Below are 19,531 nucleotides of genomic sequence, written 5' to 3'. Positions count from 1 at the left end.
TTTCCTTATTTTTTCTCGCTTTTCGTTTGCTGTGGGTCGATCCTAACACTATCTGAATTGTTAACTCCTTTAGATCAAAGAATAATCAGCCTAGAGTTTTATATCTTTAGTTTAAGTTATTTTAAGTGCTTGTCTATGATTGATTGCTCATACTTTTTGCATCTATTGGATGTACTTTTTTCAATCTACTTTTTCCTGGCTCAAGATATGATTCCAAACTCTTGCAGAGCGGGCAGAAAATTTTTGTTCTCATGACTTGGACGACTCAGCTTGATCAGTGCAAATCGTTGAGCTGGAGTTAAATTACGCCATTGCTCAAGAGACAGACTAATGTGGCTTTCCTGGGCTTTGACGATTACCTCATTGGGAATAGTTGTAGCATCTAACCAAGGTGGGTGAGGATCTATAGTTAATTCTTTGGCAGGTTGACCTGTTTTTTCAGTTACCAAGTTTTGCAAAAATTCCTTGTAAGTTTTGGTTTCTAGTTCTGTCTCACAGGGCATATTAACCAAAGCTTGACGTTCTGAGGAGGTAAATTGATTCCAATGAACTAGCTTGAGCTTAACACCACAGTTATCTAGTTTCATTCTCACTTGCATGGGGATACAGTGTAGAGAACCAACAAAATCTGCTTCAAATTGAAAATAATTTGTCGATTGAGAGATTGAGGGATTGAATCCTGAGTTATCCATCGGTTTTTGGTTGTCAAAATAAAAAACTATCTACTATCGCAGCCAATTTGTATCAAACCTATGCTAGTAGTTCACCATGCACTAGTAAGATTTTAATAGTAAGAAATGTAAAGTAATATTAATCAGAACTTTTTCTCAATGCCGAAACCTAGTCAGGCTCATCTTGAGCGTACAGTAAATAAAAACGATCCTTTAGAAGTAAGACAACAAACCCTGAGTCAGATGCAATATTATATGGGGGCAAAATTAATTGAAGTTAGGGTAGATCCTCAAGCAGTAATGTATCGTTGGTCCATCAAAAACCAAGAAGACGAGCAAATTTGCACTCTTAGTGCTTTTTGGGGAGAATCCAGAAAAAAACTACTCTCTGGCGAAAATCCTCTTAGGGGCGAAGAATTGACTAATTGTGCCAGAGCAAATGCTTCTGCAGGAGCGGAGATGGCAGCTAAATTATGTGGTTTTGGGGGAAATGTCGCTCATTTTCAGTCAAAATTAGAAGAGACAGTTCAAGAATTAGGATTATCAGCCGAATCTTTCCAAAAATTATTAGCTAACTAATGAAGCTCAGACAGATATTGACTCCTCGACAACCCCTAAAAAATTAGCTTGACTATTTTTCTCTAACAATTGCTCCTGAGAATCATAGCCAATTGGCGAGTCAATTGATTTCACCGCCATTAAATTTACCGCACAAGCTTTTAATTCTGGCTGTAAAGAAATAGGGCAGGCTTCTGGGTGAGTTAGTAAATTAGCTTCTCCATTGTCTGTCCATAATGCACCCCAATGCATTGGTATAAAGACCGTACCAGGAACAATTGCTTTCGTTATTCTGGCGGAAAAACGCCCTCTGCCTCGGCGCGATCGCACTTCTACCATCTCTTTTTCTTCGATGTCTAATTTAACAGCGTCTTTGGGGTGAATTTCGATAAATGGCTGAGGTTGTTTTTTCATAATCTTTTCGATCCTTCCGGTACGGGTCATAGTATGCCAATGTTCATAGAGGCGACCCACTGTTAAAACGAAAGGATAGGCTGGATCAATAGGTTCGGCTAAACCCCGGGAATGAAAAGCAGCAAACTTAGCCCGTCCATCAGGGGTATTAAATCTACCATCAGTATAAAGTCTTTTAGCTTTGGGAGTTTCGTCTTTGCTCCGAAATAGATTGGAAAATAATTTTTTGCCCTCTTCTCCTTCCTGAGCAATATTGCCCTGAGTATCGCAGGTCAAGGAAATATTGACCAAATCCTCTTCTGTTGATAATTCTAAGGGACAAGGCCACTGAATTGCGCCCTGTTGACGTAATCTACCGTGACTTAAACCACTCATATCACAGGGACGACCTTGAGTAAGCCGGACAAACTCCTGATATACCTGAGCTGAGTTGGCAAAATCAAACTCCTTGGTAAAACCCAAACGACGACCAACTTCGGCAAAAATCTCCCAATCTGGTCTAGCTTCTCCAGGCGGGTTACGAAACTGAGGGCAAAGGGTTACAACCCTCTCCGAGTTAGTCATAGTGCCTGTTTTCTCACCCCATTGAGCTGCGGGTAAAACTACATGGGCAAAACTAGCTGTTTCCATGGGATAGTAAGCATCTTGAACAATCGTAAAGGGCGATCGCAACAAGGCTTTCTTAGTTCTCACTAAATCGGGCATACTGACCGCCGGATTAGTAGCTGCCACCCACAAAATCCCCACATCTCCTGTTTCCAAACCAGTGATCATACTCCAGGCATCTTTACCTGGAATGGGGTTAATACTTCCTGGGGGCAGATTCCAACCTCGTTCCACTTCCGCACGATGTTGGGAATTTTTAATTAACCGATAACCAGGAATAATATGGCACAATCCCCCAGCTTCTCTACCACCCATAGCGTTAGGCTGTCCTGTAAGCGAAAATGGCCCTGCTCCTGGTTTGCCAATATTACCAGTCATTAAGTGCAAATTAATGATGGTGCGTACTTTTGCCGTCCCTTCTGTGGACTGATTAACTCCCATCGACCACAAAGAAAGTACATTATCTGATTCTGCCCAATAGCGAGCAGCTTCTTCTAAATGATCGATCCGAATTCCACAGCGACGAGCCACCAGTTCGGGGGGATACTGTTGAATTACTTGGGTATAATCACTAAATCCTTGAGTACATTCATCAATAAAGTAAGTGTCTAATTCTCCCCAACGCAATAATAAATGGGCAATTCCGTTAAGTAGATCCATGTCTGTACCCGGCTGAATCGCTAAGTGCAAATCAGCATCTTTCGCAGTTTTTGTCTGACGGGGATCGACTACGATCATTTTCACGTTGCGGTTTTTCTTGTGGTGTATCCGCAGACGATTATAGACAATGGGGTGACACTCGGCAGTATTAGTACCAATCAGAAAAGCACAATCAGTTAATTCCAAATCATCGTAGCAAGCAGGAGGACCATCAGAACCAAAGCTTTGAATATATCCGGCTACCGCTGAAGACATACAAAGACGGGAATTGGCATCAAAGTTATTTGTGCCTAAACAGCCCTTGAGTAATTTTTGAGCGATGTAGTAATCTTCGGTTTGAAACTGTCCTGAACCATACATACAGATGGCTTCTGCTCCTTGAATTGCCCTGACTTCTTTAATACGGGACACAATCCGGTCTAGGGCTTCGTCCCAACTAACACGACGCAGTTCCTGATCGAGAGAATCTCGCATCAGAGGATACTTCAAGCGATCTTTATCTAAAGATTCAGCAACGGTTCCACCTTTAATACATACTTTACCCTTACTAGAGGGATGAGAGCGATCGCCCCTTACTTGCCATAGAGGATTTCCTTGACTGTCACGATTAGTAGCTTTTCCTGATTGTGCAGGGGGTAAAACTTCCAAACCACAGCCGACTCCACAATAAGGACATAAGGTTTTGATCGGTTCACTCACTTTTACTTCTCTCCCAGTTGAATATTTTAGGTTAGAAAATTGGCGTATTATTACTTATTTATAGTTGTTAGTTTTGACATGTTGCTGTTACCTAGATTACTAGATTAAATATTTCTTAATTTTGGGAAAAAACTAGCAAAAAATGTTGAGAAAATCAGATTTTCTCAACACTACAAACTAACTTAATTTTCCTAAGACTAGATTTTTTCTGGTTCTAGTATTGGCTCTGGTACCGTCTCGCTTTCACCCTGATGAGCATCAGCAAAGGAACCTTTCGGTTCTTTGAGAACTACAAAACACAGCCCGGCAACAATTAACGCCGCCACACCCATGATTTGAAAAAAGCGCGCATTGGCTGCTGCTTCAATAGCAGGAGTAGGATCGGCACTACCACCTAACCAACCAGGTAATAAACTGAAAATATTCAGGTATAATACCGCCCCAACGTTACCGTAGGCACCAACATTACCTGCAACCTGTCCTGTAACACGACGTTTTACCAAAGGTACGATCGAGAAGGTAGAACCTTCACCAGCCTGTACAAAGAAAGAGCAGCACATAATCAATACAACCGCAGCAGGTAAGAACCAGCTATTATTTACTTGACTAAAGATCAAGTAGCCGATACCCATACAGCCAGTAAGTACAGTCATAGTCAGTTTACGACTACCTAGCTTATCGGAGATTAAACCACCACCAGGGCGAGCCACTAAGTTCATAAAGGCATAACTAGCAGCGATCATCCCTGCTGCGGCTTTGGACAGATCGAATGTTCCCTCAAAGAATGCAGGAAGCATGGAAACTACCGCTAACTCTGAACCGAAGTTCACAATGTAAGTAAGTTCGAGAATTGCTACTTGAGAAAATTCGTAGCGATCTTCAGCAGGATAACGCTTTTTGCCAGTCATCAAATCTTTGTTAACCGTCCAGCAATTATAAGCTTGGAATAAGTACAATCCAGCTAAAGCAGCCCAAATAGCGTACATTGTGCCCGTGCCATATAATCCTAGCTTCATTAAACGCCAGGCCACGAGCATGAGGATGCCACTCAAAGGCATATTCATCAGCATCAAAAACCAGAAATCTTTCTTAGTAGTAACTTCTAGACCTCTAGTACTTTTAGGACGACGATAGGCTTTCCCTGGGGGAGTATCTTTGGCATTGAATAGATAAAAGACACCGTAAAGAGCAGCAATAATTCCTGTTCCTGCGATCGCGGCACGCCAATTGAGTTCAGAGCCAGGCGCACCAAAAGCCAACCAGCCAGCAACGATAGCTAAGGTAAATGCCGAGAAAGCAGAACCAAAGTTACCCCAGCCGCCATATATTCCCTCGGCAAGACCAATTTCTTTGGGAGGGAACCATTCTGCAACCATCCTAATCCCAATTACAAAACCCGCACCGACAATACCCATGAGCAAGCGAGAAATTACTAGCTGACCAAAGTTTTGTGCCGAGGCAAACATAATACAGGGAACTGCTGCGTACATCAGTAGCAGAGAGTAGGTTAGTCGGGGACCAAATTTATCTAACAGCATCCCGATGATAATTCGCGCGGGAACTGTTAAAGCAACGTTACAGATAGCAATAGTCTTAATTTGTTCTGCTGTTAAACCTAAATCGGCTTTAACAGTAGTAGCTAATGGTGGCAAGTTAAACCACACGACAAATGATAAAAAGAATGCAAACCAAGTTATATGCAGGATTTTGTACCTACCCTTGAATTGCCACATTTCTCCCAGCATTATTTACCTTCCTTTAATGTCAAAAATTATCATAATCAAAACCAAACTTAGAGACTAAATACTCAAAGTGCTCAACAACTATAAATATTTTTTTTGTTGCTTTAAAATTTGCATATGACCTACCTAAGTGATAGTTGTTTCATTAGTTATTGGTCTCTTTCTACATCTCGAAATCCCAGGTGAATTTCAGATCATTTTTAAGATGTAATTATCTTGTGGTCATGTTTACATTTAAAAAATAGTTTTATCGTATAAATGGTTACGGAAATCTCTCGAAACCCCTCAATTAATGTATTTTCTACATAGACAAAATACACTAATTGCATACGAATAAAAAATAAATCTTAAGAAATACATATAGACCCTGTCTAACTTGGGTTTCACTAACCTCAGTTCCCAAAATTTTCAACTTTTCTGATTCTAGTTTTTAGCAACTATCCGAGGTTTATTTGATTATTCTGTGGATTTTAAATGTGAATAAAAAAAGAGATTGAAATTTAATACTTCAATCTCAAATTAATTATTTAATTATTTAGAGCGTTTCTCAAATAAGTGAGGTACAAATATAAACTTAGTCAAGAACCTTAAAAGCCCTATTCCCTATTCCCTATTCCCTATTCCCTGACTCCACCAAGGTGTATCTCATTAATACGAGAAACGCTATAGTTTCAACTCAAGTTTCTGAGTCTGAGGTAGGAGTCTGAATAAATGAGGGAGAGAGAAACGCCACAACTGCACCTAGGCAAAAGCCAATAATATTGCGGAAGAGAGGCAAAAATTCAGGAGTACGAATCACGACTGGTCCCATGCCAAAAGCAATGAAGAGAATTCCCCATAAGGGTGACATGATCAAACCCCACTGCCAAGCTATTAACTGACCTTCTTTGCGAGGTATGACGGCAACTCCCAAAATTATACCGCCCACTATAGAACTAATTAAAGTCAGAATCCATTGCTCTCTTGGCAATCCTGGCACTACATTACATCCGTTTTGTCTCAGACAACCTTTAACTGATTCTAGAGCTTCGACAATAGCATTGTTTTCACCATATTCTCTTGTGTAATACATATTGCCAAAACGAGTCTGAAGTTCGATCCAAAAGTTACGAGGTAGCAACTCGTAGACATCGTCACCAATACTAAAAGCGAGTAGATTTCCACCTCTGCCATCAGCTACTAGCAAAATACTCTTATCGTCTAAACCCCAAAATTTCTTAACTGCACGACCAGGTGAGCGGTCATATTGGGTTAAAACACGCATTTTCCAGCCTGTTTCTGCTTCAAAATCTTGGAGATTTTTAATTAACGATTCTTCTTGCAGTTTTGGTAAGAAGTTGGCTAAATCAACTACAGGAGTTTCTACATCAGGTAACAATTCAGGATTATTAACTGCCCAAGCCGAAGGGGTAAGACAGGTGAACAAGACTAGTAAGCAAACTCCCAAAGTGAGTAGAAAACGCCGTGTAAAATTAATTGCCATAATTACTCTATTTAAAAATTCTGTCGTATACAATTTTATTTTGTTAAAGAGGTTATTATTTTCGTTACATTTATTTACTTTAACTTAAGGTTATCAGTTATCAGTACCCTGAGTACCTTTCTACCAGAAAAAAGTTATGGGAACAGCTCTAATTATCTTGAGACTCATCTCTAGAAATTGGTGGTTGAAAACTCTTGTGCCTTTGGGAAGATATCTTAACATCCTTGTTTCGAGGAGTACGCCATACTTTCCAAGCTGCTTTGACTCCTGCTGCCAAACCACGACTACTTTGTTGTACTTGCTGGGCTTGCTGCTTGGCATTGACTAATCCTTGATCTACTTGCTTGACTATTCCCGTAGCGTTATTAATTCCCTGATTAATTTCATCGGTTAATTCACCGACCTCTCTCCCCGTGAAACGGATCGCTTCCAAAGTAGGAGGAAATTCTCGGTTAAGAGTATCAAATAATTTTTCGGCACTACGAGCTGCCTTAGCTACTTCTTGCAAGGTAGGAATTGTGACTAACAATACGGCAAACAGGCTAAAAGATACTAAAAATAGGGAGAGTCCTAACCAAAATAAAGGGTCTATCATAAAAGTCGAGCGTTAGATCGCATCTTTCAATTTTAAAGGCGATCGGCGACAGGATAATTGGAGTCTTGTTTGAGGTTACTGGATTTGTTAGCTTGATTAGTCTCTCTACTGGCTTCTATCCCCGCGGCGATCGCTTGTTGTAATCTTTCTAAGGTACTTTCCCAGTTTTCTAGAGTTGATTCCGAGAGGCGATCGGCTTGCATCTGAATAGTACTAGTTAGATCTTCAGCTAACTCTGGTAAAGCATCAGCAGATTTTTTAAGCACTTTTCTAGTTTCTTTACCAGTGCGAGGTGCAATTAATAATCCTAATACTGTGCCCACTGCACTACCAATGACTAATCCGCCAATAAATACTCCTGTTTGATTTTGCTTAGACATGACTCTAGTCTTTTCCCCGATTTGATTAACTTAAGCTTACCAGCCCAATAGTTTATTGAAACATCTTTAAATAGAAATCGGCTTTTTTTAATTAACTAAATGTATTTAGATCGGCAAGGTTTATTAACAAGTAAAGTGGTTGTCTCGATACCAATAAATTTAAACAGTAGACAGGAAATTTCCTCTGCTTTGACTGATAAATATGGTATGGATTATTTATTGATGGGTAGAGTGTTTCAAGCCACAAAAACTAATCAAAGTTGTGCCATTGATCTTAGTAATCGCCCTCATGTCTGGGAAATTGGCAGTTCAGCTCAAATTTCTCCTAGCTTGCTAGAGCAAATAAATAGTCATCAACGGGTTATTCAATTGTCCTCTGATGATTCAGGTTACAATACATGTTTGAAAATTGCGAAATTTACTCAGGTTTTTCTAGATATAGGAGGAATTGCCGCCACAGTGGAGTCGGCAGGAATCAGCCATGAGAAGCAGAAGTGGTTAGCTAACTATAATTCTGAAGATGTTTTTGATATTTACTCTTTGTTTGTAGCTCTGGTGGAAGGAGACGATAATTATCATTCTTGTGGAATGCACAATTTTGGGAAAGCTGATGTTGCGATGGACATTAGTGAAGAGATTGCCTTAGCAATCTATGTTATGAACGTATTTAATTATTATCGTTTAACAGAATCACCAATACTCCAAGATGGACATACTTTTCAGCCTGATATAGAGTCTCCTACTTATCAGATTAAGTGGACAGAATACGATCAATATCAAGCTGATAGTTTGCTATACAACCCTTACGGAAAATGGCATTTATCTCGTCTAAGGAATTAATTTCTCCTCTTATCTAATTATCTAATTTTTACTCCGGGATTTAAAATATCGCTCAAACCCTCACCAACTAAAGATAAACCTGTCACCATGGTGGTCATTGCTAAACCGGGGAAAGTAGCTGACCACCAAATTCCTGTAGGTAATGCATCCAGAGCTAAACGAAGATCGTGACCCCATTCTGGGACTTCGGGAGGAAGTCCTAAACCCAGAAAACCTAAACCGCCAAGAATCAGAATTGCATCTGCTGCGTTCAGAGTGAATAAAACAGGAACACTTTGGATCACATTGAAAAATAAGTAGCGGGATAAAATTCTACTAGTTGGTGCGCCCATCGCCTGAGCTGCTTCGATAAATAATTCAGTTTTGACACTGGTAGTATGATTGCGTACTATTCGGTAATATTGAGGAACATAGGCAATACTAAGAGCCAATGCTGCATTGAGAACTCCTTTGCCAACCACGAACGCCAGAGTTACAGATAGTAATAAACCAGGTAGGGTATAGATAGTGTCCATAAAAAAGAGCAGCACTTTATCAATTCTCCCACCGAGATAACCACTAACTAAGCCTAAAGGTACACCTAAAATCAAACTGATAGTAGTTGCCAGTATCACCACTTTTAAAGCTGCTTGAGTGCCAAACAAAGTACGGGAAAATACATCATATCCCTGACGAGTGGTCCCAAACCAATAATCTGCCCCCGGTGCTTCGTGAATGGGATTGGCTAAAGCTTCTACAGGGTCTTGTAACCACCCTATATTCTGTAAGGTAGGAGCAAGTAGAGCGATCGCAATACAGCTGATAGTAATAATTAACCCAATAATAGTTAAGCTTTGAGACAGGGTAGGACGGAATTGACGCGGTAATCTGACTCTGGTAGTTGTCATACTAATACTAATCTGATAGAAATACTTTGAACTTGTGGACGGTAAGAAATAGAGAATAAATTTAGTAGTCTGCCAATTTTGAAATGATGGATGTTAAAAAAGTTCGGAATTCGGAATTCGGAATTCGGAGTTATCGGTTATCGGTTAATTCGGAGTCCAAAAATTTACCCCTCAATTCAAACTTGTTAGAGTACTAGCTCTGGGATTTTTTCTTCAATTCCTTGTACATCTGGTACATTTCAGGTAATCGTTTATACATGACAAAGAGTTTACGATAAAGCTTGCTGGGTATATGGGGCATTCCCGAAACCATCTCCCCTGGTGCGACGTTGCCAGTAATACCAGTTTGTCCAGTGGCGATCGCGCGATCGCCAACTGTTACCTGATTTGCCACTCCGACTTGCCCTCCTAACATTACTCCATTACCAATAATTGCTCCTCCAGCTAAACCCACCTGTGCCGCCATAGCGCAGTTGCGTCCGATCTTACAGCCATGACCAATCTGCACTAAGTTATCTAATTTAGTGTTTTGTCCGATTCTAGTTTCTCCCACCGCAGGACGATCTACAGCACTATTACAGCCAATTTCGACCCCGTCTTCCAGGACGGTATAGCCAGACTGTTCCATTTTGTACCACCCTGTTGCTGTTGGCACAAAGCCAAAGCCTTCTGAACCAATAGCTGCACCACTGTGAATTACACAGCCAGAGCCAATTTGAGTCCGTTCGTGAATTGTACAGTTAGCGTGAAGAATGGTATCACTGCCAATAGTGACACCAGGATAAATCACCACATTGGGATGAATACAGACACGATCACCTATGGTAACTCCCGATTGGATTACGACATTTGCTCCAATGTAGATATCTTGTCCTATCCTAGTATCAGGGGCGATAACTGCTGTAGGATTAATATCCGGATCGGGTTTAAAAGGCTGGTAATATAGAGCGATCGCTTGAGCAAATAAGAGCCTAGGTTGAGAAGTAGCAATCCATGCAATTTCTCTTGCTGAAGCTTGAGTTTGTAGAGTTTCATCTGGGGGTAAAATTAAAGCACTAGCTTGAGTTGTGGCGATTATCGTCGCAAATTTCTCCCCTTCTACATAGCTCAAAGTACCAGCAGTTGCTTTATCAATAGCAGCTACTCCTTTAATTTGAGGATTTAAGCCTTGGTTACTATTAAAACTATTGTTGTTAGCTGCTTTCCCTAGCTTGGTAATAAGTTCTTGAAACTGCATTGCTACAAGTGAAATTAGTATCTAAAAATTGATAAACTCAGGCAGCATTTATTCTAGGTCAAAAATAAAAAACTATACTATCTCACGTTCGGTTTAAAAGCTAAAAAATATGGGATTTTATTCTAATTTTATTATTCCTTACGGTATTGATATAGTAATGTCTGGTTCGCCTCTAAGCGAATACCGTCAAAAGCTGCTCGAAAATGTCTCAGGAGAAATTCTGGAAATTGGCTTTGGTACGGGGTTAAATTTAGCTTACTATCCAGACAGTGTCACTAAAATTACTACCATCGATCCTAATCCGGGAATGCAAAAACTAGCGCGATCGCGTATTGCTGCTTCTAATATCGAAGTCGACTTTCAGATCTTAAATGGTGAGAGTTTGCCCATGGCTGATGCTAGTTTCGATTCAGTGGTCTGTACCTGGACATTGTGTAGTATTGCCCGAGTTGAGCAAGCGATCGCCGAAGTCCATCGATTATTAAAACCAAAAGGTCAATTTTTCTTTATTGAACATGGCTTGAGCAAAGATATACAAATTCAAGTTTGGCAAAATCGCCTGACTCCAATTCAAAAAGTAATTGCTGATGGTTGTCATCTGAATCGCAATATTAAGCATATAATCGAACAGAAATTTTCTAATGTAGCTATTGAGCAGTTTTATGCACCTAAATTACCTAAAGTAATTGGCTATATGTATCAGGGGATAGCTACAAAGTAATCATCTTCCCAATAAATCGGTTATAACCATACTGATTAAAATTAATATCTTGGCTCACTGTATTTCAGTCTTTTAGTTCATGTTCTTAAATTGAAACAAAATATTATAAAAACCAACTAAAAATGTCCCAATCGAATAAGAAACTACCATTAGGAATTTTTTTACAAAATGCCGGGTTGATTTCCAGCCAACAGTTAACTAATGCCCTGGAAATCCAATCTCAATATACACAAATGAAAATAGGAGAAATTTTGATTTTACAGGAGGAAATCAAACCACAGACTCTTGATTTTTTTGTGAATAAATGGCGGGAGATTAAAGAACAAGGACAGCAGTTTCCGATTGGATACTATCTTAAACAGGCTTCTTTACTTGACGAGCAACAAATTCAAGCTATTTTGACCGATCAAAAGCAAACTAAGCTCAAATTTGGCGAGCTAGCAGTCAAAAAAGGGTGGCTAAAACAAAGAACTGTTAACTTTTTTCTGAATAATTTGTCTATTCGACCACCACAATTAATATCTTTGATTATGTTAGAGCAATATAATCAAGATACACTGCATTTAGAACGTAAGTATGCAAATCCTCCTTTAATTTTAAGTAGAATTCTGGCTTGGTCTGGAGGAAATCCTACACTTACTAAAATTATTTGCCATGTTTTTGCTAACTCAAATTTCAATATCCCTGCTGGTTTAGAGTCGCAAGCTGTCGATCAATTTGTTGAAGGCTCTTTAATTGAAAATTGGCAAACTACAAAAGTAGGAAATTATATTAGAACTGTCAAAGAAAACTTGGTTAATAATTCAAGATGTGATACCGTCGCACTTTTAAAGGAATATCGAGAAATTATCCTGTCAGGTAGTAAAGAAAATTCAAACACAAAAGAGCAAGAAGAACTACTTGTTCTTGGATTAATTGTTGAAGAAAAAAATAAGTTAAGAGTAAGTAACTTAATTTATCAACAAATTTTCAATCAAGATTGGACTTCTGAGCAAATAGCAAAATTACAACAAATAGCTCAGGAAAAAGACATAGCTTTAATTAGACAAGATGATGTCGAGATTGAGCCATCTTCAGTAAAAGACATCGAAAAACACACTCTCAATAATGAGCAAAATCAAATTGACATCAGCGAAAAAGAGCCTGATGAAATTCTCAGGAATAATACAGTAAGCAAAATAACTGAACCGATTACTAAAATGAGTTCATTAATGACTCTAGCGGGAATTATCTTGCTAGTTCCCATCATTTTAGCTGTCAATAATTATTATTCGCTAGCAAAACAAGAACAAAAACAGGCTTCTGAGTCTCTGATAGAAGCTAATAAACTTAAACAGTTTTGCCGTGAGATACATTTTGACGATCCCAGTTCAACACTCATCTTAATATCAAAATTAGAAAGGGGGAAACAGGAACTGTTAAAGGCATTTCCTCGTAAATTGGAGGCTTTTCCCGATAACTGTGAAACAGCTTTAAATAAGTTGAGAGTATTAGCAGCCCCCCAACTAGGCAAAGAACATAGAGTTTTTGAAGCTCTGAGGCATCTGTGCAAAATACCTACTGATTCTGAAGTGTTTGTTGAAGCTGAAGTTTGGCTCGATCACTGGTATAACTCACCGGGCTGGGGCAAACAGACTAAATTTTATTTACAAGAGGTTACTAAGCAGAATGTTTCCAGATGTCCAGCTGCTCACTTTGCTAATAATAGCGAACAAAAAAAGTAATTTAAGACATCTCCAACATTCTTTGAATGGGTTTTAATGCTCTAAGGCGAATATCTTCAGGTACATCGATTTCTGGAGTTTTATTTTTCATTGCCAAATATAATTTCTCTAAAGTATTGAGACGCATATAAGGACACTCATTGCAAGCACAATTATCCATTGCTGGGGCAGGAATAAAATGTTTGTCAGGAGCTGCCTTCTGCATCTGATGAATAATACCAGGTTCAGTAGCTACGATAAATTTATCACTTTGGCTTTGCTGAGAATAATTTAATAGGGCTGTAGTTGAACCGATAAAATCTGCGTGGCGTAATACGGTCGGTTCACATTCGGGATGAGCGATAAATTCGGCAGTGGAATGCTCGACTTTTAATTCAATAATTCTTTTTTCCGAAAAGGTTTCGTGAACAATACAACTACCCTGCCATAAGACCAAATCTCTTCCAGTTTGTTCACTGACGTACCGACCTAAATTGCGATCGGGAGCAAAAATAATTGGCTGATCTTCAGGAATTTGATTAACTATTTTTACGGCATTAGAACTAGTGCAGATAATATCACTAAGGGCTTTGATTTCTGCTGAACAATTGATATAGGAAATAACTATGTGATCGGGATGAGCAGCTTTAAAAGCTTTGAATTCCTCTGGTGGGCAACTATCTGCTAAAGAACAACCAGCTTCGAGATCCGGCAATAAAACTAACTTATCAGGATTAAGAATCTTCGCTGTTTCCGCCATAAAATGTACCCCAGCAAATACAATCACCTCGGCATTAGTACTAGCCGCTTGCTGAGATAAACCCAAAGAATCTCCTAAATAATCGGCAATATCCTGAATGTCTGCCTCTTGATAGTAGTGAGCTAAAACTACGGCATTAAGTTCTTTTTTTAGTTTGTTTATAGCCCCAAATAAATCACTAGGAATCTCATTGGGATTGGCTTTGGGTGTTGCGGTGGCAAACATATTGATGATTAGTCCTTATAAGTTTATATTTCAGGTTTACAATTATTTATAGTAGTTTTTACTATAAATACAGTATACCCGATCACATCCAAATTTGCAGTTCAGATTCGCTAGGTTTTGATATCGGTTAAATTTTTTTGACTGAAACCTATTTTGTTATAACTAAGATTTCAGATCTCAGATTTAATCTATTAATGTTGTGAAATTGAAGGTTCAAGCGCGTATGAATATTTCTTGGCAATATTTATTATTAATTGTTACTACTCTATTTCATATTGTAATGAGCTGGAGAGAGAGTAGTAACCTATTGCCGCCAAGAGAATTAATTGATATTGGCGATCGCCATGTACATTTATATGTTCGGGGTGAAGGAAAAGCAACTGTCTTCAAATCATAAAAAAGTTAAACTAGCTATTTATATAGTTTTTTTTCATCCTTCATCCCTTATCCCTCCCAAAGTATGTCATTTCACCTTTCATCTTGGTCGATTAAAAATCCTGTACCCACTGTGGTTACTTTTCTCATCTTGGGGATTGTTGGGATTGGTTCGTTTTTGAGTTTAGGAATTGATGACTCTCCTAACATTGACGTGCCGATTGTAATTATCAGTGCTACCCAGCGGGGAGTCAGCCCAAGTGAATTAGAGAATCAAGTAACTAAAAAAATAGAGGATGCAGTAGCTAATTTAGATGGAATTGACGAGCTTAGTTCTACGATTACCGATGGCAGTTCTCGGACTGTAATTAACTTTGACTTTGGTGTCGATAGCGATCGCGCCGTCAATGAGGTTCGCAATGCTGTTTCTCAAATTCGCCCTGACTTACCTCAAGATATCGATGAACCCAATGTTACTAAGGTACAGTTTACCGGGGGGTCGGTAGTTACCTATGCTGTTTCTTCTCCTAAACGCTCGGTTGAAGATATTAGTAATATTGTCGACCGTACGATTATTCCTGAAATACTGAATGTTAGAGGAGTAGGAGAAGTTGAACGTCTGGGAGGCGTAGATCGAGAAGTTAGGGTTAATCTCGATCCGGAACGTTTGAAAGCCTATGGCATAACCGCTACAGAAATTGATAACCAGATTGCTCAGTTCAATCTCAATTTATCAGGAGGGCGATCGGAAGTTGGTGGCAGAGAGCAAAGCGTTCGTACTTTGGGAAGTGCTAAAACCGTCAGAGATTTGCGGGCTTATCCCATTGAGCTAAGTAATGGCGATACAGTTACTTTGGCTAACTTTGGGGAAGTGGCAGATGATTTTGAAGAATCACGACAAAAAGCATTTTTGGATGGAAAGCCTGTAGTCGGCTTTGCCGTTAAACGCAGTTTAGGCAGTACTTTGGTTTCCGTAGAAGAAGAAGTCACTAAAGCGATCGCCGAATTGAAAACTACCCTGCCCGAAGATATCCAGCTAGACTTAATCTTTACTCGTGCTGACGAAATTCGTGCTTCCTATCAGGGAACAATCAATGCCTTAGTCTTAGGCTGTTTGCTTACGGTATTGACTGTGGGCATCTTTCTCCGCGACTGGCGAGTTACTCTAATTACTGCTACGGCATTGCCCCTGTCAATTATTCCTACTTTCTGGGTGATGAGAACCCTAGGCTATACCCTCAACAGCATGAGTTTGCTAGCTTTAGCCCTAGCAGTGGGAAACCTGGTAGATGATGCGATCTGCATGATCGAAAACATCGATCGCCATCTGCAAATGAAGAAAAAGCCCTTCCAGGCGGCTTTAGATGCAGCCAGGGAGATTGGGTTAGCAGTTGTTGCCACTACAGCAACGATCGTGGCAGTATTTATTCCCGTAGCATTTATGGGAGGGATTCCTGGTCAATATTTTCAGCCTTTTGGGGTAACGGTGGCAGTATCTACCATGTTCTCTACCTTGGTTGCCTGTACTGTAACGCCCATGTTAAGTGCTTATTTGCTGAAGTCTAAAAAGCAACAGTTCAAGCTTCCCCGCTTTCGTGCTTACGGTCGATTAGATTACGATATCACTCCTGATGGTCAAGCAACAGGTAACATATTGAGCTATTCCTCCAACAATAATCTAGCTAGTTCATCTCAAGACTTACAGTTAAATTCTGGAGGCAAATGGCAACCCTATCGCTTTTTACTCAATCTAGCTTTACGCAATCGCATCGTAACTTTGATACTGGCAGCAGCATTCTTTTTTGGAAGTCTGCAGCTAGTTCCCTATATTCCTAAAGGCTTATTTAATAGTGGAGATACGGGACTGAGTACAATTAAGGTGGATTTACCACCTGGTTCTCAACTGGATGATACCGAAGCGACAATCATTCAGTTAGACAAAATCTTACAAGAACAGCCCGCAGTTAAAAGTGTTTTGTCTCAGGTAGGGGAGGAAGGAAATATTAATACTGGTTTGGTTTATGTCAATCTTTTGCCCAAAACTGAGCGAGAACTTTCCCAGCAAGAATTCCAAGAGCAGATGCGGAAAATTTTTGCTCAGATTCCTGGAACCAGAATCAGCTTTCAAAGTCAGGGGGCTGGAGGTGGTGGCAAAGATGTCTCGCTAATTCTGCGCAGCAATAATCCAGAAATATTGGTAGACACTGCTAACAATTTAGAAAAACAAGTCCGAGAAATACCTGGGCTAGTAGAAGTAACTTCTAGTACCAGCTTAGTTCAACCAGAGATCATTATTGATCCCGATCCCCAAAGAGCAACTGATTTGGGCGTTTCAGTAGAAGCGATCGCCAATACTGCTTCTTTGGCTTCTATTGGCAATAGTGATTTTAATCTAGCCAAATTTAATCTCCCTGACCGTCAAATTCCTATTAGAGTTCAAATTAACCCCAAAAAACGTCAGGACATCGAAACCCTCAAAAATCTTCGTATTACCTCTCGTAATGGTTCTTTAGTTCCCTTAGAAGCTGTGGCGACAATTCGTTTAGGCAGTGGTCCAGCTACTATCGAACGATATAACCGCAATCGTCAGGTTACTGTAGAAGGTAATTTACAAGGATTATCCTTAGGAGATGCGATCGCTAAAATCCGTGCTTTACCAGCGATGAAATCCTTGCCTCCTGAAGTCAAGGAAGAACCATCAGGAGACGCAGAAATTATGCGGGACATCTTTGCTCGTTTTGCAGGGGCATTAGGCTTAGCGATCTTATGTATTTATGCCATTTTGGTTTTACTCTACAATAACTTTCTCTATCCCCTGGCAATTCTGGTGGCGTTGCCCTTATCTGTCGGAGGTGCACTGTTAGGATTGCTAATTACCCAAAAAGAATTAGGACTATTTGCCCTGATTGGAATTGTCCTTTTGATGGGATTAGTAACTAAAAATGCGATTTTATTAGTCGATTTTGCTTTGGCAGGGCTGAAAGAGGGCAAATCTCAACGTAAGGCAGTAATAAGTGCTGGAGTATCTCGCTTACGTCCCATTTTGATGACTTCCATTTCTACTGTTGCGGGGATGATGCCTATTGCCTTAGAGTTTGGTTCTGATGGAGAGGTTCGTAGTCCTATGGCGATCGCTGTAATTGGAGGCTTTACTACTTCTACTCTTTTAACCTTGGTAGTCGTTCCTGTTTTATTTACCTATGTGGACAACTTGATCCATTGGCTCGGCAAATTTTTCGGATTTGGTAAACAGAAACAGTCAAGTAGCCAATTGACAGTGATTAATGATTAAAACTTAGAGCAAATAAACCATATTTGTAATTAATTCCAAGAATGTAAATAAAGAATGATCCACAAATATCGCCCCTCAAGCACGACTTAAAATCATGCCTAAAGGGCGTTTGTCTTCCGCAGATTGAGGATATTCTAAATCAACGGAGAAGTTGGTATATATAATCAGTAGAGTCAGAACATCAAGTCTGTTTCCATCAAAAATCGGATTGTTCTTGATGATCAACTTTTTGAGCTTGAGAATAATTGCAATTATATCCGCCAATACCAACTACGAAATCATCAAAGTCAGTATCTTCATCTTGAGTTTTTACCAGAGTCGAACCAGTGTCATCGAAGTTAAGCAATAACCCACCATTAACTAAAGCCTCAAACTGATTAGCATCAATAGCAGGATTGTTACGTCGCATAGCTATAGCTTCTTTAGTCAAGCCTTCTTCGTTAAATAGAGCTTGTCGATTACCTTGAGTATTAAAGAAATCAGTAGTGTAAACAGTGCCAGCAGGCTTACCGTCAAACTGCGACTCTAAATAAAAGGCATATCTTTTGTTCGCTTTAAACAAATACTCTGCTTGAGAAACGGGGACGGTATTACCAGGAGTACCGAGAAAATCATTATTGCGGGCTGCTTGTAAATCTGTCTCATAAGTAGATCGGCGATAAACCGTATCTAAGTTATCTGATGCTTTAACCTCAGCTAATAAAGGAGTCTTAGAACAGGAATCAAAATTAGTTATTTCTGAACCACTTACTTCACAAGAATCTAAATCGATAACTCCAAAAGTCGACTGATAAGCACCATGAGATTCAATGAATTCAAATTCAACAATTGTGTCTTCGGCAAATTTAATCTCATTATTATTTACAATATCTTCTGCTAATACAGCAGAACTCATCGAATTTAGCATACCGAATATTGCGAAAAATCCTAAATAAGCCCAATCAATGCTTAATTTGGGAAATTTATGACCAAATTGTGTTGATATTTGCTTTATATCCATAAAATTACTCCTATTTATTTACCAAATATTATTTTCTAGTTCAATTTTTTCCAGCTCTTCAATAAATTTTTTCGATTCATTTAATTGCATTTCTACTACTTCGCGGGCTTCGATTCTACGAGCTTCATATTCACTGAACTTCAAACTTGCAGAATTATCGCAACCACATAGTTCCGAATCACTGCCCCTAGCAATACGCCTAGCATTAGCAGCCTCGTCTGTTAAATTAGGACATCCACAAGTTTGCCTTCCAGCTACATCACTATTTCTTCGGGCAAGTCGTCTAGGTCCCTCTGCCACTTGAGTTCCAGCTTCGTTTTCAATTGCTGCTAAATTGTTAAAGGATTGTTCAAGATTATTCTCTAGTACTGTGGCAACCTCATTTAGAGTTATTTCGCTGCCTTGATCGACATTAGCTGAACCAATATTAATTTCATTTTCTAATCCTCCACCATAGACCATCCCAGTGTCAGGATCATATTGAACAATATTAGAGATACCATTGCCATTAATACTGTCTATGCTGACCGAAGGCGCACTAAAAGTTTGACCAGCGGAAACATCAGATTGATTAGTCTGTGCTTGAACAGATGTCGTTACTGTCAACATTCCCGCAGCAACTAAAAAACCTAGCCATAATCTTTGTTTCTTGTACATATTTAATCTTCCTAAACAATTAATTT

Annotated in this window: 17 protein-coding genes; 6 read left to right on the top strand and 11 right to left on the bottom strand. The window is 39.5% G+C overall.

The features are described from left to right. Positions 1–200 precede the first annotated feature (200 nt). The gene (locus tag PLEUR7319_RS0128300; RefSeq protein ID WP_019508604.1) at positions 201–692 is read right to left on the bottom strand and encodes a nitrate reductase associated protein; all 492 of its coding nucleotides are present in this window, start codon (positions 690–692) and stop codon (positions 201–203) included. A gap of 138 nt (positions 693–830) precedes the next feature. Here PLEUR7319_RS0128300 and PLEUR7319_RS0128295 point away from each other — a divergent pair, with 138 nt between their 5' ends. Then, positions 831–1,250 (top strand): hypothetical protein, encoded by a 420-nt coding sequence (locus PLEUR7319_RS0128295; protein ID WP_019508603.1) that lies wholly within the window; start codon positions 831–833, stop codon positions 1,248–1,250. A gap of 6 nt (positions 1,251–1,256) precedes the next feature. Here PLEUR7319_RS0128295 and PLEUR7319_RS0128290 read toward each other — a convergent pair whose 3' ends face one another. The 5 genes from PLEUR7319_RS0128290 to PLEUR7319_RS0128270 form a co-directional block, all read right to left on the bottom strand. Further along, positions 1,257–3,608: a molybdopterin oxidoreductase family protein gene (locus PLEUR7319_RS0128290; protein WP_019508602.1), complete on the bottom strand. Its 2,352-nt coding sequence runs from the start codon at positions 3,606–3,608 to the stop codon at positions 1,257–1,259. 197 nt (positions 3,609–3,805) lie between these two features. After that, on the bottom strand, positions 3,806–5,353 hold the full coding sequence (locus PLEUR7319_RS0128285) for an MFS transporter (RefSeq protein WP_019508601.1): 1,548 nt from the start codon (positions 5,351–5,353) through the stop codon (positions 3,806–3,808). 673 nt (positions 5,354–6,026) lie between these two features. Next, positions 6,027–6,833, bottom strand: coding sequence for a TPM domain-containing protein (locus PLEUR7319_RS0128280; protein WP_019508600.1), 807 nt, complete (start codon positions 6,831–6,833; stop codon positions 6,027–6,029). A gap of 148 nt (positions 6,834–6,981) precedes the next feature. Beyond that, entirely contained in the window at positions 6,982–7,428 is a 447-nt protein-coding gene (locus tag PLEUR7319_RS0128275; protein WP_019508599.1) for a hypothetical protein, read from the bottom strand. A 32-nt stretch (positions 7,429–7,460) separates the two neighbouring features. Further along, complete coding sequence (locus PLEUR7319_RS0128270; RefSeq protein WP_019508598.1) at positions 7,461–7,808, bottom strand: YtxH domain-containing protein; 348 nt, start codon at positions 7,806–7,808, stop codon at positions 7,461–7,463. A gap of 99 nt (positions 7,809–7,907) precedes the next feature. On the opposite strand from PLEUR7319_RS0128270, the gene PLEUR7319_RS0128265 reads away from it, so the two are divergent. Continuing rightward, entirely contained in the window at positions 7,908–8,648 is a 741-nt protein-coding gene (locus PLEUR7319_RS0128265) for a hypothetical protein (protein ID WP_019508597.1), read from the top strand. A 17-nt stretch (positions 8,649–8,665) separates the two neighbouring features. Here the strand turns inward: PLEUR7319_RS0128265 and PLEUR7319_RS0128260 are convergent, their stop codons facing one another. Both PLEUR7319_RS0128260 and lpxD read right to left on the bottom strand, forming a co-directional pair. After that, positions 8,666–9,535, bottom strand: coding sequence for an ABC transporter permease (locus tag PLEUR7319_RS0128260; RefSeq protein WP_019508596.1), 870 nt, complete (start codon positions 9,533–9,535; stop codon positions 8,666–8,668). A gap of 193 nt (positions 9,536–9,728) precedes the next feature. Continuing rightward, positions 9,729–10,772, bottom strand: a complete 1,044-nt coding sequence (gene lpxD / locus PLEUR7319_RS0128255; protein ID WP_019508595.1) for a UDP-3-O-(3-hydroxymyristoyl)glucosamine N-acyltransferase — start codon at positions 10,770–10,772, stop codon at positions 9,729–9,731. 109 nt (positions 10,773–10,881) lie between these two features. Between lpxD and PLEUR7319_RS0128250 the strand changes: the two genes are divergently transcribed. Together PLEUR7319_RS0128250 and PLEUR7319_RS38635 are read left to right on the top strand one after the other, a co-directional pair. Continuing rightward, on the top strand, positions 10,882–11,493 hold the full coding sequence (locus tag PLEUR7319_RS0128250) for a class I SAM-dependent methyltransferase (protein WP_019508594.1): 612 nt from the start codon (positions 10,882–10,884) through the stop codon (positions 11,491–11,493). 122 nt (positions 11,494–11,615) lie between these two features. Then, on the top strand, positions 11,616–13,217 hold the full coding sequence (locus PLEUR7319_RS38635) for a hypothetical protein (protein ID WP_019508593.1): 1,602 nt from the start codon (positions 11,616–11,618) through the stop codon (positions 13,215–13,217). Position 13,218: 1 nt separating this feature from the next. Here the strand turns inward: PLEUR7319_RS38635 and nadA are convergent, their stop codons facing one another. Beyond that, on the bottom strand, positions 13,219–14,181 hold the full coding sequence (nadA, locus tag PLEUR7319_RS0128240; RefSeq protein ID WP_019508592.1) for a quinolinate synthase NadA: 963 nt from the start codon (positions 14,179–14,181) through the stop codon (positions 13,219–13,221). Between the two features lie 223 nt (positions 14,182–14,404). Between nadA and PLEUR7319_RS41495 the strand changes: the two genes are divergently transcribed. Continuing rightward, complete coding sequence (locus PLEUR7319_RS41495; RefSeq protein ID WP_019508591.1) at positions 14,405–14,578, top strand: hypothetical protein; 174 nt, start codon at positions 14,405–14,407, stop codon at positions 14,576–14,578. 63 nt (positions 14,579–14,641) lie between these two features. Next, positions 14,642–17,848 carry an efflux RND transporter permease subunit gene (locus PLEUR7319_RS0128230; protein WP_036799186.1) on the top strand — a complete coding sequence of 1,069 codons (3,207 nt, stop codon included), beginning with the start codon at positions 14,642–14,644 and terminating at the stop codon, positions 17,846–17,848. Positions 17,849–18,044: 196 nt separating this feature from the next. Here the strand turns inward: PLEUR7319_RS0128230 and PLEUR7319_RS0128225 are convergent, their stop codons facing one another. Together PLEUR7319_RS0128225 and PLEUR7319_RS0128220 are read right to left on the bottom strand one after the other, a co-directional pair. Beyond that, positions 18,045–18,848 carry a hypothetical protein gene (locus PLEUR7319_RS0128225; RefSeq protein WP_019508589.1) on the bottom strand — a complete coding sequence of 268 codons (804 nt, stop codon included), beginning with the start codon at positions 18,846–18,848 and terminating at the stop codon, positions 18,045–18,047. An 18-nt stretch (positions 18,849–18,866) separates the two neighbouring features. Beyond that, positions 18,867–19,505, bottom strand: coding sequence for a hypothetical protein (locus tag PLEUR7319_RS0128220; protein WP_019508588.1), 639 nt, complete (start codon positions 19,503–19,505; stop codon positions 18,867–18,869). Between the last annotated feature and the right edge of the window lie 26 nt (positions 19,506–19,531).

Source organism: Pleurocapsa sp. PCC 7319 (assembly GCF_000332195.1).
In the GTDB taxonomy this organism is placed as follows: domain Bacteria; phylum Cyanobacteriota; class Cyanobacteriia; order Cyanobacteriales; family Xenococcaceae; genus Waterburya.
This window is presented reverse-complemented; position numbering and strand designations above follow the sequence as displayed.

Bases quoted from the DNA above. Each gene is read 5' to 3' on its own strand.
- PLEUR7319_RS0128300 (WP_019508604.1), bottom strand. From the start codon at position 692: ATGGATAACTCAGGATTCAATCCCTCAATCTCTCAATCGACAAATTAT.
- PLEUR7319_RS0128295 (WP_019508603.1), top strand. From the start codon at position 831: ATGCCGAAACCTAGTCAGGCTCATCTTGAGCGTACAGTAAATAAAAAC.
- PLEUR7319_RS0128285 (WP_019508601.1), bottom strand. From the start codon at position 5,353: ATGCTGGGAGAAATGTGGCAATTCAAGGGTAGGTACAAAATCCTGCAT.
- PLEUR7319_RS0128280 (WP_019508600.1), bottom strand. From the start codon at position 6,833: ATGGCAATTAATTTTACACGGCGTTTTCTACTCACTTTGGGAGTTTGC.
- PLEUR7319_RS0128275 (WP_019508599.1), bottom strand. From the start codon at position 7,428: ATGATAGACCCTTTATTTTGGTTAGGACTCTCCCTATTTTTAGTATCT.
- PLEUR7319_RS0128270 (WP_019508598.1), bottom strand. From the start codon at position 7,808: ATGTCTAAGCAAAATCAAACAGGAGTATTTATTGGCGGATTAGTCATT.
- PLEUR7319_RS0128265 (WP_019508597.1), top strand. From the start codon at position 7,908: ATGTATTTAGATCGGCAAGGTTTATTAACAAGTAAAGTGGTTGTCTCG.
- PLEUR7319_RS0128260 (WP_019508596.1), bottom strand. From the start codon at position 9,535: ATGACAACTACCAGAGTCAGATTACCGCGTCAATTCCGTCCTACCCTG.
- lpxD (WP_019508595.1), bottom strand. From the start codon at position 10,772: ATGCAGTTTCAAGAACTTATTACCAAGCTAGGGAAAGCAGCTAACAAC.
- PLEUR7319_RS0128250 (WP_019508594.1), top strand. From the start codon at position 10,882: ATGGGATTTTATTCTAATTTTATTATTCCTTACGGTATTGATATAGTA.
- PLEUR7319_RS38635 (WP_019508593.1), top strand. From the start codon at position 11,616: ATGTCCCAATCGAATAAGAAACTACCATTAGGAATTTTTTTACAAAAT.
- nadA (WP_019508592.1), bottom strand. From the start codon at position 14,181: ATGTTTGCCACCGCAACACCCAAAGCCAATCCCAATGAGATTCCTAGT.
- PLEUR7319_RS41495 (WP_019508591.1), top strand. From the start codon at position 14,405: ATGAATATTTCTTGGCAATATTTATTATTAATTGTTACTACTCTATTT.
- PLEUR7319_RS0128230 (WP_036799186.1), top strand. From the start codon at position 14,642: ATGTCATTTCACCTTTCATCTTGGTCGATTAAAAATCCTGTACCCACT.
- PLEUR7319_RS0128225 (WP_019508589.1), bottom strand. From the start codon at position 18,848: ATGGATATAAAGCAAATATCAACACAATTTGGTCATAAATTTCCCAAA.
- PLEUR7319_RS0128220 (WP_019508588.1), bottom strand. From the start codon at position 19,505: ATGTACAAGAAACAAAGATTATGGCTAGGTTTTTTAGTTGCTGCGGGA.